Raw genomic sequence first — 13,257 nt, 5'->3', positions numbered from 1 at the left:
CGACGACACCGCCGTGGACGCTCAGCCGGTCGGGTCGACGGTCTCGGACACCCAGCCGGTCGCGCCGGAGGGGAACGGTTCCCCGTCACCCTGTCGTCGTGGCTGGACGGTGCCGTCCGCCTCTACCGCCCGGACGACTACCTCGTGGTCTGCCGTCGCCTCGTACTCGTGACGCCAGAGTCGAGCGGCGTCCGTCGCCGTCCCGGCGACGACCTCCTCTGGGGGGTCGCCGTCGGCGGGCACCCGGCCGGGCAACGGCTCCGACAGCGTCGCCTCCGTCCACGTCTCGCCGCCGTCCGTCGACACCTCGACGGCCGACAGCCCTCGGGTGCCGGCGTAGGCGTGGCCGCCGACGACGACCCGCCCGTCCGTCGTCTCCACGCCGTGGAGCTTGGCGACGGTGTGGACCGGCCCGGTGCCGTGCCAGCCGCGTTTCTCCCAGTAGCCCTGTCTGTCCTCCGTCGTGAACTCGAACTCGGCGAGCCACTTCACGTTGATCTCCCCCCAGTGGCCGGGGACGAGCAGCCTGACGGGAGCGCCGTGGGCTCGCGGAAGTGGCCCGCCGTTCATCCCGAACGCGAGGAAGGCGTCCTCCAGCGCCTCGATTGGAAACTCCATGTAGTAGCCGTCGTCCGCGCGGACCATCACTCGGGTCGCCTCCGACTCCAGCGTCACGTCCGACAACACTGCCGAGGCCGGCACCCCAGTCCACAGCGCCGTGTCCAGCTTCTCCCCGTTCAGAGGGTCGCCGACACACCGCAGCGTGACGAATCGGTGTTCCGTCCGTAGCGACGACAGCGCCTCGAAGTCGAGCGTCTGTTCCGTCTCGACGGCGCCGGTCACCCTCAGTTCCCACTCCGAGCGCCGCTCGCGGGGGTTCGCCGCGTTGATGTCCACCTCGTAGAAGTCGCGCGACACGAGCCCGTCCACGCCCGGCACCGCGAGTGAGCGCCGTTCTGCCGCCTGGAACAGCTGGCCGCGGACGGACCGGCCGTCGGTGTCGCTGCCGTCTGCCGTGCTCCCCTCGCTCGCTCGGCCGTCCGTCCCGCCGCCGCTCCCCCGGAGTCCCAAGGGGACGCCCAGCCCCACCGCGGCCGCTGCGGTGCCGACGCTCCGGAGCAGTCCACGCCGTCCGGCGTCGTCGGCGTCGGCGGTCGGCGCAGCCGCGAACACCACCGCGCCGCCGGCGACACCGCCGACGGCCGCCGAGACGAGCCGGCCGGAGACCGCCAACAGGAGCGTCGCCTGTGTCAGTCCGACGGCGGCGGGGGCCAGTCGGTCACCGACGCGGTCGGCGAGTCGGCGCCCGAGGGGGACGGCCCCGGCGAGCCCGGCGACGAGCCCGGCGGCGACGGCAGCGGCGAACACCGGCTGTGCGGCGCCGCCGACCTCCGTGATGCCGACCCTGACGAGCGCGTCCGGCGTGACCGCGAACGCGGCCCGCGTCGCGGCGAACACGGCCCACGGGCGACCGAACCCGACGACCGTGCCGGCCGCGATCAACGACGCGACGCCAGCCGCACAGGCGACGACCGTGCGCTCTCGCTGCCACCCCGACACGACATCTCCGAGTGTCACTGTCAGCCTGTGACACTCCGGCGACATAGACCTGACGCGACGGGGCCGCCGTCGTGGCCACTCGTCGCCGTGCTCGTGGAGAACACACTTCAACCGTCCGGCCGTCACTCGACCGTGAGCGGCGAGGTTCCCGCGGACGTTCAGGACGTGCTCGCCCAACTGCACGCCGCCGCCGTCGGCGCAGTGGGGACGCAGTCGGACGCGCCGGCGCGCCACGACCCCGCCCCGGAGAGCGACCGGCGGGACGACGCCGACGACCCGGCGTCGCCCGACGACACAGTGTCACCCGGCGAGCTGCCCGGCGGCGACGAGGCGGCCGGCACCCCGGCGAGTGACGGCGACACCACCCCAGCGACGGAGTTCACGGCGGCGATCGAGACCGCCGAGACGGTCGCACGCAACAAGCTCCCGACGGGGCCGCTGCGCGACCGACTCGTCCACGGCTACGACCGCGCACTGGCGACCGTCGAGGAGGAGCCGGCCGTCGCGGCCGAGTACGTCCGCGCGGCCGACCGGCGGCTCGCGGCCGCGACGGACGGTGACCCGACCGTCGACAGCCCCGCGCGGGACGGGGACGACGGCGAAGCGTCTCGCGACGACGCGGACGCGGACGACCCCGACGGGGACGGCTCGAACGACGACCGCGAGGATATGTAACTCGGTTTCGACTCAGAGTAGTTTCAAGTGGTCGGGACGGTAGGGTGCGTGTATGGACCCGGAGGAGGCAGTTCGACAGATTGCACACGTCGTGGACGCCGAGACCGACGACGGCGGTCGCCGCTGTGCGGCCGGCTACCGGCCCGTCTTCGACCGCGTCGCCGACCACCCGGAGGCGGACGTGACGGAGTTGGCGACGGAGCTGGGCGCGGAGATTCGCGCCGGCTCCCGGCCGAACCCCGCCACGGCAGAACGCGTCGCCGACCGGGTCGTCGGCGTCGCCGCCGACGGCGGTCGTGTCGACGACTGACGGTGTCTCGCCTTCTGGAGTCGCGGTAGTGTCTCGTAGCGCCGCCGTTCGGCGGCGCCGTCGCTCACTCTCTCGCGTCGACAGGATTTTGCGAGGGAAGATCGCCCCGAGAGGCGGTCTTCCGCACTGTGTGGGGCGTGGCGACCCCACGGGCAGGGTGTGGCGGCCCTGCGTGCAGTGCGAGGGGAGGGATTTGAACCCACGGACCTCTACAGGAGCGGATCTTGAGTCCGCCGCCGTTTCCTAGCTTGGCTACCCTCGCACGCGTCTATCGGTTCGCGTGAGCCACTTGAATATCCTGTGATTCCACGGCGCTCGCTCGTCCCCGTCTCCACCCGCGTGACACGACCCCAGGATTCTCCTCCGTCGCGCTCGCCGTGCCGAGCGTGACGGAGCCAATCGCGGTCGAGAGCCGCCGCGCCGCAGACGAGCGAGTGAACACGCTCCGGGCGCGGTACGGCGCCTTCCCGACGATCCAGGTCACGTTCCGCGACGACCCCGAGCGATTCCGCCGCGGGGTAGAGCAGTTCCGCGCCGGATTCCGCGGCGCTGCGCGGGTCCGCGTCGAAGACGACGACGGGCGCGTCCTCCTGATCCGTGAGGGGGGCCGCGACGGCTGGGGCCTCCCTGGCGGCGGCAACGAGCCCGCCGAGACGCTGGCGGAGACGGCCCGCCGCGAGGCGTTCGAGGAGGCCGGTGTCGAGACGGAGCTCACCGGCGTCTGGGCGGCCGCGCGCCGGCGGTACGTCGACCGCGAGACCCCCGAACGCCGTGGGTACCTCCTGTCGGTCGTGTTCGAGGGCCGCCGGGTCGGCGGCCAAGCCGGGGTCTCACCGGAGCGGCTGGACGACGACGAGCGCGTGCTCGCGGCCGACTGGTTCGAGACGCCGCCGCCGGACACCCGCGCGGTCGTGGCCGAGCCGACGGCCTGGAGGCCGCTCTCGTGAGACGAACTGTCCTGCGGGCCCTGGCGTACGCGCTCGCCGCCGCGGCCCTGGGCGCGGTCGTCGGCGGCCTCCGGGAGTCGTCCGTCGCCGCCGGTGTCGTCTTCGGGTTCGCTACTGGGGTCGGCGTTCTCGGTGGGATTGTGGCCTTGGAGGCGTGGCAGCATGTGCGGTAGGTGTAGCTCCTATGATACACAAAGTATAATAAGGATCGTGACGAACTATCAGCTGAAGGCGTGGCCCCTAGGAGGAGTCGCGCCACTTTCTGGTCCCTAAGCGGGACCAGTAACTCCAATTCACCAATCAGTCCCCGGTGAATCGTTCCATAGCTTCCTCTAATTTGAGGATCTCCACCTGCCGCTCGTGATTGAATTCGGAGTAGTGGTTGATGTCTCCCGTCTTGTCGACATCTACGATCAAGTCTCCTCCCTTCATGTACTCTCGGTCGTTCTCCTTGTTCAGAAACTTCACGCAGCCATCTTGCTCGCAGGCCCACTCACAGGCGAGATCGTAGAAGTCGAGTGACTCCACTTCGCGTCTGTGCCACCCCCCAGCGTGGATGAACACGATTGGATGTGGATAGTGCGCCTCCGTGTCTGCCGGTTTCTCTGACAGCGGAACCATCTTCCTGAGATCCTCGACAGTGTCGAGTGAGTTGGCCTGAACGAAAGCTGAGTCATCTGGAGTGACCTCTACCAGTAGATTCAGAATCTCATCGTCAGACCAGTCGTCGACCTGCTGTTTCACGTACTCCATCGTGAGGTCGGCGAGCGAGAGGAGAGGGTAAACGCGGTCCCCCTTCGGCACGACATTGAGTTGATCTGATTCTTCACCGACCTTTCGCCACACCAGGGAGTCGTTCCCGCTGAAGTCATCTACGAGTACGTTTCGGTGTTGGAACCTTTTGTCAATTTCCTCGAAGTAGTCCCAAATAGAGACGAGGTTGTAGTACGGCTGTATCTTGTCTCTGACTTCCTGCGGAGACGCGAGACGACGTGAGCTATCATCTGTCTGGAATATCGGCACTACTTGATCGCCAGGCTGGCCGAGTGTTGTTTCAGTGACATGAACGTTCTTGAGAACCCCTATTCCCAGTAGATCCTCAACGAGTTCTTTTCGAACGGCTCGTCGACTCCACTCTCCGATGTGGGTGTTTATCTCACCGTTCTTTATTACCGGCCTCTCGTAGGGTATGTCGTATTCGTCACACACCGACGAGACGATCTCCCTGTACTCAGACCCGAACTCCTCTCTGTCTTCAACCGCGACCGCGACCGAGACGATACTGGTCGGACTGAACGGTTTGTCGTCGAGCGTGTGACTCGTTGCGTCGGAAGCCACCCAACTAGATCCCATGGGATCAGACTACTCTGCAAGTTAGTTATGTGTTTCTGATAAAATTCTAACATCATCTCGCGGTGGTGCCCGATAGCGACGGAGTTACCACACCCCACACGAATACGCACCCGTGGACGAACACACCCGGACGGGCGCCGTCGCGCCGCCGCACAGCGGGGACCCGACGGGCTGGCGGGCGAATCGACCGACCTCGAACGGCTGGGAACACGGCACGCTCCGGCGGGCGACGGTCCACGGCGTCCGGCTGTACAACAGCGAGGAGTTCCACGAGTCACACGACTGTTTCGAAGACGAGTGGTACAACTACGGGCGCGGCTCACAGGAGAGCGCGTTCCTCCACGGGATGGTCCAGGTGGCCGCGGGTGCGTACAAACACTTCGACTTCGAGGACGACGCCGGGATGCGGTCGTTGTTCGACACGGCGCTGGGCTACCTGACGGGGCTCCCTGGGGACTTCTACGGCGTCGACGTGGCCGACGTGCGCCAGACGACGGAGGCGGCGCTGTCGGACCCGACCGTACTGGAGGGGTGGCAGATCGAGCTGGACGGCGCCGTCGAGACCGCGACCGCGGTCGACCACGAGTACGCCGACTCGTTGGAGCACTGACACGCCGGCGGGACCGCGGGGGGATGAACACGCCTTTTTAGACGGGGGCCGACGGTCCGTCCATGACAGCGGAGTACGATCCCCAGGCGATCGAGTCGCGCTGGCGGGAGCGGTGGGCCGAGGAGGGCGCCTACCGTCCCGACCCGGAGCCGGACGCGGACGGCGACCAGGACGCCACGTTCGTCACCGTTCCGTACCCGTACCCCAGCGGCGGGATGCACATCGGTCACAGTCGCACCTACACCGTGCCGGACGTGTACGCCCGGTACCGACGCCAGCAGGGCGACAACGTGTTGTACCCGATGGCGTGGCACGTCACCGGGACGCCGATCATCGGCGCCGTAGAGCGCCTGGAGAAGAGGGAAGAGGACCAACTGTCCGTCCTGCGTGACACCTACGGGGTTCCGGAGGAGACGCTGCCGGAGATGGAGACGCCGATGGGGTTCGCGGGCCACTTCATCGAGGAACACTACAAGTCCGGGATGCAGCAGCTGGGACTGTCCGTCGACTGGCGCCGGGAGTTCACCACGGAGGACGCCCGGTACTCCAAGTTCGTCACCTGGCAGTACGAGACGCTGAAGGAACGCGGACTGTTGGAGCGCGGGCTCCACCCCGTGAAGTACTGTACGAACGAGGAACAGCCCGTCACCACCCACGACCTGTTGGAGGGTGAGGAGGCGGAGTTCCAGGAGTACACGCTCGTCCGGTTTGAGGCGACCGTCGACGGCACGGACGTGATCGCGCCGATGGCGACGCTGCGGCCGGAGACGGTCCGCGGGGTGACGAACGCCTACGTCGACCCGCAGGCGACGTACGTGTCGGCGACGGTCGACGGCGAGCAGTGGGTCGTCTCGGAGGCGGCCGCAGAGAAGTTCCGGCTGCAGGAACGCGACGTGACCGTCGAGTCGACGTTGTCCGGCGAGACGCTGGTCGGGACGAACGTCACCAACCCCGTCACGGGCGACGAGGTACCGATCCTGCCCGCGGGATTCGTCGACGCCGACAACGCGACCGGCGTCGTGATGTCGGTCCCCGCCCACTCGCCGGACGACTACGTCGCGCTCCAGGAGGCGAAGGCGGACGCGCGGGAGAACCCAGAGCGGTTCGCCGACTACGGGCTGGACCCGGAGGCGGTTCTGGCGGTCGAACCGGAGCCGATCCTCTCGATCGAGGGGTACGGCGAGGTGCCGGCCCGCAGCGCCGTCGAAGAGGCCGGCATCGAGTCGAGCGACGACCCGGAACTGGAGTCGGTGACGGCAGACCTGTACAACGCGGAGTTCCACCAGGGGCGACTCCACGACTCGTACGGTCAGTACGCGAACGGCCTGGTCGAGGCCGTCCGCGACGACTTCAAGGCCGAGGGGGTCGCCGCCGGCCAGTTCGGGACGATGCAGGAGTTCTCCGAGGAGGTCGTCTGCCGGTGTGGCGGCGACGTGGAGGTGGCCAAACAGGACACCTGGTTCCTGCGGTACAACGACGACGACTGGAAGGCAGAGACGAAGCGGGTGATCGAAGGACTCGACGCCATCCCGGAGAACACCCGCGGGCAGTACACGGACACGGTCGACTGGCTGAACGAGTGGCCGTGTATCCGCAACTACGGGCTGGGGACGCGACTGCCCTGGGACCCGGAGTTCGTGATCGAGCCGTTGTCGGACTCCACGATCTACATGGCCTACTACACGGTCGCCCACCGGATTCGGGAGATTCCCGTCGGCGGCCTGGATCGTGAGTTCTTCGACGCCCTGTTCTACGGCACGGACGCGGTCGCGGAACTGCCGGAGGGGGTCGACACGGACGATCCGAGCGCGGTCCTGGCGGGCGCGGCGACGGACGGTGCCGCCGACGCGGACACGGCGGTCGCAGCGAGCCGGGCCAGCAACGAGGCCGACGGCGACGAGACGGTCGACCGCGCAGCGAAACTGGAGACGGCGCTGGCGCTGCGCCAGGAGTGGCAGTACTGGTACCCCGTCGACTACCGGTTCTCCGGCAACGACCTGATCGAGAACCACCTCACGTTCTTCCAGTACCACCACGCCGAGCTGTTCGACGAGGCCGAGTGGCCACAGGGAGTCGTCATCATGGGCATGGGGCTGTTGGAGGGGAAGAAGATGTCCTCCTCGAAGGGCCACGTCGTCCTACCGGACGAGGCCGTCTCGGAGTACGGCGCCGATACGGTGCGATTTTTCCTGCTGAACGCCGCGGAGCCGTGGGAAGACTACGACTGGCGTGACGACGCCGTCTCCTCGGTCAACGACCAGCTGACGCGGTTCTACGACCGCGCCCGGGAGACGATCCAGACCGCCCGCGAGGCGGGGGTCGCGGACCACGCCACCGACGGTGGGCCGCTCCCGGACAGCCCGACGGCGCGGCTGACGGACGCCGACCTCGAGCCGGTCGACGAGTGGCTGTTGTCCCGGCTCAACGACACCGTCGAGACGGTGACGAGCGCGCTGGACCGAGCGGAGACCCGGACGGCCTCGCAGGCCGCCTTCTACGACTTCGAGACGGAGCTGCGGTGGTACCGCCGGCGGGCAGACACGGACCGCGAGGGGGCCGTCCGTACGCTGTTGGCCGTGTTGGAGACGCGCCTGCGGGTCCTGGCGCCGTTCGTCCCGTTCCTGACGAACGAACTCCACGAGGAGCTGACGGGTGTCCCGGCCGAGGAGGCCGGGTGGCCAGAGCCGGTCGCCGAGTTGGACGCGCCGGGGGCAGAGCTACGCGAGGAACGCGTCGAGGCGCTGACGGAGGACGTCCACGACGTGATCGACGTGACGGAGATCGACCCGGAGGTCGTCCGAGTGTACGTCGCCGCCGACTGGAAGCGAGACGTGTTCGACGCCGTCCGCGAGGCCGGCGCAGACGTGGGCGCGGCGATGTCGGAGGCGATGTCGGATCCGGACCTGCGGGAGCGCGGCGACGCGGTCAACGACCTGGTCGGGGAGCTCGTCGAGTTCGTCCGCGGCGCCGACGACGACCGGCTGGCCGGGCTGGCGGCGTTAGACGAGCAGGCCGCCTACGAGGACGCGGCCGAGTTCCTGGCCCGAGAGTTCGACGCGACCGTCGAGGTGTACGTGGAAGACGACCCCGAGACGGTCGACCCCGCGGACGAGGCCGGGCAGGCGGTGCCGTTCCGGCCGGCGATCCACATCGAGTGAGTCGAGCGGGACGCTACGTCGGAAGGAGACTCCCTCTCGGGAGGAATCAGTGCGGTCGGGTGTCGGTGCGTGCCGGAGCTGTCCGTGCCGATCTGACGCGGGCGCGTCAGAACGGCACGTCCGCACAACCCCCGACGGACGGTGAACTCGCTCCGGCGCAGGCCTCACAGCTGATGAGCGGGCACGGGTCCGCACACAGCGAGAGGTCGACGCTCGCGTCGAGACAGATGTCGCCGAACTGCTCGTAGAGGCTGAAGGCGATGCAGCCCTCGACCGTCAGCCCGGGGATCGGGCCGTACTTGATCGGGACGTCGACACAGAGGCCGTCGTCACCGTAGCCGACCCCGTACTCGATGAGGGTGAACGACACACCGTTGACGAACAGCTCCAGGGAGAGCGTCGCGCTCAGGAACGAGTCGCTGGCCGTGCTGATGTTGAGTCCCGCGCCGACGCCGACGGTGATTGAGTAACCCGCCACGGAGATCGTGCCGAGACTCTCCTGGAAGTAGAGCTGGTCGAGCAGCTGCGTCTGCGGCACCTCGAACCCGGTCGGAGCGTCCTGGCGCCGCCACTCGTCGAAGCTCTGGACCTTGTAGGCCTGCTCACCGGGGACCTCTGCGTTGCTGTACTTCCCGACGTACACGTCCGAGTCGTCCGGGATGTCGTCGGCGGTCAGGTCGACCTCGTCGGCGTTCTCTTCGGCGTCCACCTTCGACACGTCGCCGGCCAGGATCTCCGACTGCGCCAGCGCCCGCTCGACTTCCGCCTCGGTGATCTCTCCGTCGCCGTCCTCCTGTGCCGCGACGACCGAGGAGAGGCCCGCCGCCCCGCCGGCCGCCGTCGTCGCCGCCGACAGCACCTTCCGACGGTCGATCTCTACGTCCAAGTCGACGTCTGGCTTGTCACCATCTCGTGACATCGACAGACCGTTTCTACTACACCAACTTATATTTTGGGAGTAATAGCTGAATTACCTCTCTCAGGATAGAATTTCACTCTGGTATCGGTGGTGGTGTCTCTCGACCGACGACCGGGCCGACGGCGCTCGCCGGGGCGAGGGGGGACACCGGAGAAGAACCTCCACTGCGGCCCGTGTCTGCCCCGGGTACGAGTCGGACAGACGGCACGCTGCCGTCGGCGGAGACGGTGCTCGACACGGTGACGCCACCGTACGTCGGCCGGCCGAACGCGGAGACGGACGCCGTCGGGCCGACGTACGTGCTCGGGATGGTGATCGTCTCCGTGCCGTTCCTGCCGCTCCTGGCGCTGGTGTGGCCGACGCGCCGAGTCCTCTCGGCGTCGGGCCCGCGCGGCGGGGAGTGATCCGAGACGAGGCGCTCCGAGGCGTCAGGCAACGCCCAGGAGGTCGAATCTCGTCCCGTTGTCGCGTTCGTCGGCGTGTTCGAAGACGACGTGTGCGGCCGCCACGTCCTGGATCGCCAGCCCGGTGGAGTCGAACACGGTGAGTCCGTCTCCCTCCGTGCGGCCCTCGGAGTCGCCGACGACGATCTCGCCGACGCTGGCGTGGATGTCTTCGTCGGTGAGCGTCCCCTCGGTGAACGGGACGTTGATCTCCCCGGAGTGGGTGGTCTGGTCGTAGTCGTCGATGACGAGCTTGGCGTCCGTCAGGACACCGTCTGCCAGTTCGTGTTTCCCCTCGGCGTCGGCACCCATCGCGTTGACGTGAGTGTGGTCGGCGACGGCGTCCCGCGGGACGATCGGATCCCGGACGGGCGTCACCGTCGACAGTACGTCACAGCCGGCCGCCTCGGCGACGGAGCCGGGCCGCACGTCGAACTGGTCGTCGTAGGCGTCGACGAACGCCGCGACGGCCTCCTCGTCCACGTCGCTGACGACGACCTCCTCGATCGGGCGGATCGCGGCGATGGCCTCCAACTGCGTGTACGACTGGACGCCCGCGCCGACGATCCCCAGCGACCGGGCGTCCGGGACCGCGAGGTGGTCGGTGGCGACGGCCGCGGCCGCGCCGGTGCGTTTCATCGTCAGCTCCGTCCCGTCCAGGATCGCGAGCGGGAACGCCGTCTCCGGGTCGGAGTAGATCATCGTCCCCATGACCGTCGGGAGGTCGAACCGGTCCTCGTTGTCCGGGTGGACGTTCACCCACTTCACGCCGGCGGCGTCCCAGTCGCCGGCGTCGAGGTAGGCGGGCATCGAACGGAAGTCGCCGTTGTACTGCGGGAGGTCGACGTAGGACTTGGCCGGCATCTGTGCGTCGCCATGCTCGTAGGCGGCGAAGGCGTCTTCGATCGCCGGCACGAGCTCCGACATGTCGGCGTTCTCGTGTACGTCGTCGCTGTCGAGCAGGAGTGTCTCCATCGCTCGCAACTTTTGCGCCGGCGGTTTAGAAGCCTACGAAACCGGGGGGTGACGCGCGGCGGCGGTGACGGCGCCGTCCCCCGCCCGTCCGTCGTCGCATCGGAAAGCCTGTTAGCCTCCGTCCGATTCCTCCGAGTATGACGACCTGTAGCGCCCCGGGGAAGGTGTACCTCTTCGGCGAACACGCCGTCGTCTACGGGGAGCCGGCGGTGCCGTGTGCCGTCGAGCGTCGCGCACGAGTCACCGCCGAGCCTCGGTCGGACGACCGCGTCCAGGTGGACGCGCGTGACCTCTCGTTGGACGGGTTCACCGTCACCTGGGGCGGCTCCGTCGACGACCGGCCGGACGTGGACGCCCCTCCGGGACTCGTCGAGGCGGCGATGCGGTACGTCGACGAGGCGGTCGCACAGACCCGCGACGCCGTCGGCGACCCCGACCAAGGGTTCGACATCACGGTGGAGTCGGACATCCCGTTGGGCGCCGGACTGGGGTCGTCGGCCGCAGTCGTCGTCGCGGCGATCAAGGCCGCCACGAGCGCCGTCGGCGTCGACTTACCGCCGGAGGCGGTCGCGGACCGCGCCTTCCGGGCGGAGTACGAGGCCCAGGACGGCCAGGCGTCGCGAGCGGACACGTTCTGTTCGGCCGTCGGCGGCGCCGTCCGGGTGGAAGGTGACGACACCCGACGGCTGTCGGCGCCGAGCCTCCCGTTCGTGATCGGCTACGACGGCGGCGCCGGCGACACCGGTGAGCTCGTCGCCGGCGTCCGCGACCTTCGGGAGCGTCACGGGTTCGCCGCCGACACCGTCGCCGCCATCGGCGACCTCACCCGGACGGGGGAGTCACTGCTGGCGGAGGCGGACGCGGAGGGACTGGACGACGACCACCTGGACGCGCTGGGGGAGCTGATGGACGTCGACCACGGACTCCTGTCGGCGCTCGGCGTCTCCGCCCGCTCGTTGGACGAGATGGTGTGGACCGCTCGGGAGGCGGGCGCGACCGGGGCGAAGCTGACCGGCGCCGGCGGCGGCGGCTGTGTCGTCGCCTTGGACCCGACGGACGCGACGGAGACCGCGCTGTCGCTCGCACCGGCGTGTGAACACGCCTTCCGGGCGGAGTTGGCGACGGAGGGCGTGCGGATCGAGTCCGAGTGAGTGTGTGGTAGCTGACGACGGCACAACCGCAATCCGGCCGACTAGAGAAGTCGACGGGTCGAGCTGCTCGGGCGTTCGATTGCCGCCTTGACCGACGCAGATAAGTGGTGGTAGGCGTACAGTGAGTTGTGGCGTATCAGTCGACACTCACCGGCCACGAGCAGACGAAACTGGTCAACGTCAGTCGCCACGGCCGTGACGGGGTTCGGATGATCGACCGGAGCACACAGTTCGGAAACCCGTTCAGACTGGAGAAGGACGGCGGCGACTACACCCGCGAAGGCAGCGTCGAGGCGTACCGAGAGTGGTTCCTGGGGCAGGTGGATGACGACCCGGCGTTCAGGGAGGCGGTCGAGGAACTTCGCGGCGAGACGCTCGGGTGTTGGTGTAAGCCGAAGGCGTGTCACGGTGATGTGATTCTCGCGTACCTGCGTGGGGAACTCGATGTCGACGACGAGTGATTAGCGGTCCGATTGGCTCTCTCGAACACGCCGGAACTGCCCTGGCGACAGTTCGATCACTCCTGCGACGAGCTTGTGGTGACTCCCGTTCTTCTCCATCGCCAAACTGATCGTGAACAGCAGTTCCGTCTCTTCTCCGACGACTGCCGACGGCGGGAGGTGGTCTAGTTCGTGGTTGTTGATACGACTGCTCCACCGACGATCCGTGACAGGGAGCTCGTAGTCGGCACCATCAAGGGTGAATCCCACCCGGGGACTGTTCCTCTCACCGTCCACGAACACAATCTCACTCGGCATCACGAGCGCGAGCGAACTGTCGACCTCCTCTCGGGCTCGCTGACTGGATACGCTCCGATGAGTGCTACCGAACAGTTCGGGACCGTTCTGGAGTACGTTGCCGAGACAGTCGACAGCGGTGTCTGTCCATCCTTTCTCGACCATCTCCCAGGTGCGGTCGGCCACAGTCCAGTTCTCCGGCTGGTGCGGTTCGGCAGAGCGCGACTCTAGGAAGACACGCACTCTGTCGAGCGGTTCTGGGTCCTTCCCACGACTGGTGAGACACTTGTGTTCGGGAATCTGCCCTTTCTCTTGGTTGGAGACGGGTCGTACCCACCGTGACTCGTCTGGCCAGACGCCGGCGACACACACGCCCTCGTACTTGTGTGAACTCGCCAAGACGAGGAGTTCCATCTCCC

The 13,257-nt window shown here is 68.0% G+C and carries 14 protein-coding genes and 1 tRNA gene; 9 read left to right on the top strand and 6 right to left on the bottom strand.

The window, feature by feature from the left end:
- Positions 1–21 precede the first annotated feature (21 nt).
- Entirely contained in the window at positions 22–1,578 is a 1,557-nt protein-coding gene (locus tag RYH79_RS07705) for a molybdopterin-dependent oxidoreductase (RefSeq protein WP_370897820.1), read from the bottom strand.
- A gap of 114 nt (positions 1,579–1,692) precedes the next feature.
- On the opposite strand from RYH79_RS07705, the gene RYH79_RS07700 reads away from it, so the two are divergent.
- Together RYH79_RS07700 and RYH79_RS07695 are read left to right on the top strand one after the other, a co-directional pair.
- On the top strand, positions 1,693–2,235 hold the full coding sequence (locus RYH79_RS07700) for a DUF8101 family protein (RefSeq protein ID WP_370897818.1): 543 nt from the start codon (positions 1,693–1,695) through the stop codon (positions 2,233–2,235).
- Positions 2,236–2,287: 52 nt separating this feature from the next.
- Complete coding sequence (locus tag RYH79_RS07695; RefSeq protein ID WP_370897816.1) at positions 2,288–2,545, top strand: hypothetical protein; 258 nt, start codon at positions 2,288–2,290, stop codon at positions 2,543–2,545.
- A 178-nt stretch (positions 2,546–2,723) separates the two neighbouring features.
- Here RYH79_RS07695 and RYH79_RS07690 read toward each other — a convergent pair.
- Positions 2,724–2,807: transfer RNA gene (locus RYH79_RS07690), tRNA-Leu, on the bottom strand.
- Between the two features lie 124 nt (positions 2,808–2,931).
- Here RYH79_RS07690 and RYH79_RS07685 point away from each other — a divergent pair.
- Both RYH79_RS07685 and RYH79_RS07680 read left to right on the top strand, forming a co-directional pair.
- The gene (locus RYH79_RS07685) at positions 2,932–3,492 is read left to right on the top strand and encodes an NUDIX hydrolase (protein ID WP_370897814.1); all 561 of its coding nucleotides are present in this window, start codon (positions 2,932–2,934) and stop codon (positions 3,490–3,492) included.
- Positions 3,489–3,665 (top strand): hypothetical protein, encoded by a 177-nt coding sequence (locus RYH79_RS07680; protein WP_370897812.1) that lies wholly within the window; start codon positions 3,489–3,491, stop codon positions 3,663–3,665. Before RYH79_RS07685 ends, RYH79_RS07680 begins: the two co-directional genes overlap by 4 nt.
- Positions 3,666–3,792: 127 nt before the next feature.
- On the opposite strand, the gene RYH79_RS07675 is transcribed toward RYH79_RS07680, so the two are convergent.
- The gene (locus RYH79_RS07675; protein WP_370897810.1) at positions 3,793–4,845 is read right to left on the bottom strand and encodes a DUF8203 domain-containing protein; all 1,053 of its coding nucleotides are present in this window, start codon (positions 4,843–4,845) and stop codon (positions 3,793–3,795) included.
- A gap of 112 nt (positions 4,846–4,957) precedes the next feature.
- On the opposite strand from RYH79_RS07675, the gene RYH79_RS07670 reads away from it, so the two are divergent.
- Entirely contained in the window at positions 4,958–5,455 is a 498-nt protein-coding gene (locus RYH79_RS07670; protein WP_370897808.1) for a DUF309 domain-containing protein, read from the top strand.
- 62 nt (positions 5,456–5,517) lie between these two features.
- Positions 5,518–8,613, top strand: coding sequence for a leucine--tRNA ligase (locus RYH79_RS07665; RefSeq protein ID WP_370897806.1), 3,096 nt, complete (start codon positions 5,518–5,520; stop codon positions 8,611–8,613).
- 106 nt (positions 8,614–8,719) lie between these two features.
- Here RYH79_RS07665 and RYH79_RS07660 read toward each other — a convergent pair whose 3' ends face one another.
- A complete protein-coding gene (locus tag RYH79_RS07660) occupies positions 8,720–9,532 on the bottom strand; it encodes a hypothetical protein (protein WP_370897804.1) in 813 nt (270 codons plus the stop codon).
- Between the two features lie 173 nt (positions 9,533–9,705).
- Between RYH79_RS07660 and RYH79_RS07655 the strand changes: the two genes are divergently transcribed.
- A complete protein-coding gene (locus RYH79_RS07655) occupies positions 9,706–9,936 on the top strand; it encodes a DUF7535 family protein (RefSeq protein WP_370897802.1) in 231 nt (76 codons plus the stop codon).
- Positions 9,937–9,960: 24 nt separating this feature from the next.
- On the opposite strand, the gene RYH79_RS07650 is transcribed toward RYH79_RS07655, so the two are convergent.
- Positions 9,961–10,950, bottom strand: a complete 990-nt coding sequence (locus RYH79_RS07650) for an ornithine cyclodeaminase family protein (RefSeq protein WP_370897800.1) — start codon at positions 10,948–10,950, stop codon at positions 9,961–9,963.
- A 137-nt stretch (positions 10,951–11,087) separates the two neighbouring features.
- Between RYH79_RS07650 and mvk the strand changes: the two genes are divergently transcribed.
- Positions 11,088–12,101 carry a mevalonate kinase gene (mvk, locus tag RYH79_RS07645; protein WP_370897798.1) on the top strand — a complete coding sequence of 338 codons (1,014 nt, stop codon included), beginning with the start codon at positions 11,088–11,090 and terminating at the stop codon, positions 12,099–12,101.
- Positions 12,102–12,229: 128 nt separating this feature from the next.
- Positions 12,230–12,562 (top strand): DUF4326 domain-containing protein, encoded by a 333-nt coding sequence (locus RYH79_RS07640; protein ID WP_370897795.1) that lies wholly within the window; start codon positions 12,230–12,232, stop codon positions 12,560–12,562.
- Here RYH79_RS07640 and RYH79_RS07635 read toward each other — a convergent pair whose 3' ends face one another.
- Positions 12,563–13,252 (bottom strand): dual OB domain-containing protein, encoded by a 690-nt coding sequence (locus RYH79_RS07635; protein ID WP_370900811.1) that lies wholly within the window; start codon positions 13,250–13,252, stop codon positions 12,563–12,565.
- Between the last annotated feature and the right edge of the window lie 5 nt (positions 13,253–13,257).

Origin of the sequence: Halobaculum sp. MBLA0143, from assembly GCF_041361465.1 — an archaeon.
GTDB lineage: Archaea > Halobacteriota > Halobacteria > Halobacteriales > Haloferacaceae > JAHENP01.
Note: the sequence above shows the minus strand (reverse complement) of the source record. Positions and strands in the feature narration are given on the sequence as shown.

What these genes read in the sequence shown, in the direction of transcription:
- RYH79_RS07695 (WP_370897816.1), top strand. Translation starts at nt 2,288, where the DNA reads ATGGACCCGGAGGAGGCAGTTCGACAGATTGCACACGTCGTGGACGCC.
- RYH79_RS07675 (WP_370897810.1), bottom strand. Translation starts at nt 4,845, where the DNA reads ATGGGATCTAGTTGGGTGGCTTCCGACGCAACGAGTCACACGCTCGAC.
- RYH79_RS07665 (WP_370897806.1), top strand. Translation starts at nt 5,518, where the DNA reads ATGACAGCGGAGTACGATCCCCAGGCGATCGAGTCGCGCTGGCGGGAG.
- RYH79_RS07660 (WP_370897804.1), bottom strand. Translation starts at nt 9,532, where the DNA reads ATGTCACGAGATGGTGACAAGCCAGACGTCGACTTGGACGTAGAGATC.
- RYH79_RS07650 (WP_370897800.1), bottom strand. Translation starts at nt 10,950, where the DNA reads ATGGAGACACTCCTGCTCGACAGCGACGACGTACACGAGAACGCCGAC.
- mvk (WP_370897798.1), top strand. Translation starts at nt 11,088, where the DNA reads ATGACGACCTGTAGCGCCCCGGGGAAGGTGTACCTCTTCGGCGAACAC.
- RYH79_RS07635 (WP_370900811.1), bottom strand. Translation starts at nt 13,252, where the DNA reads ATGGAACTCCTCGTCTTGGCGAGTTCACACAAGTACGAGGGCGTGTGT.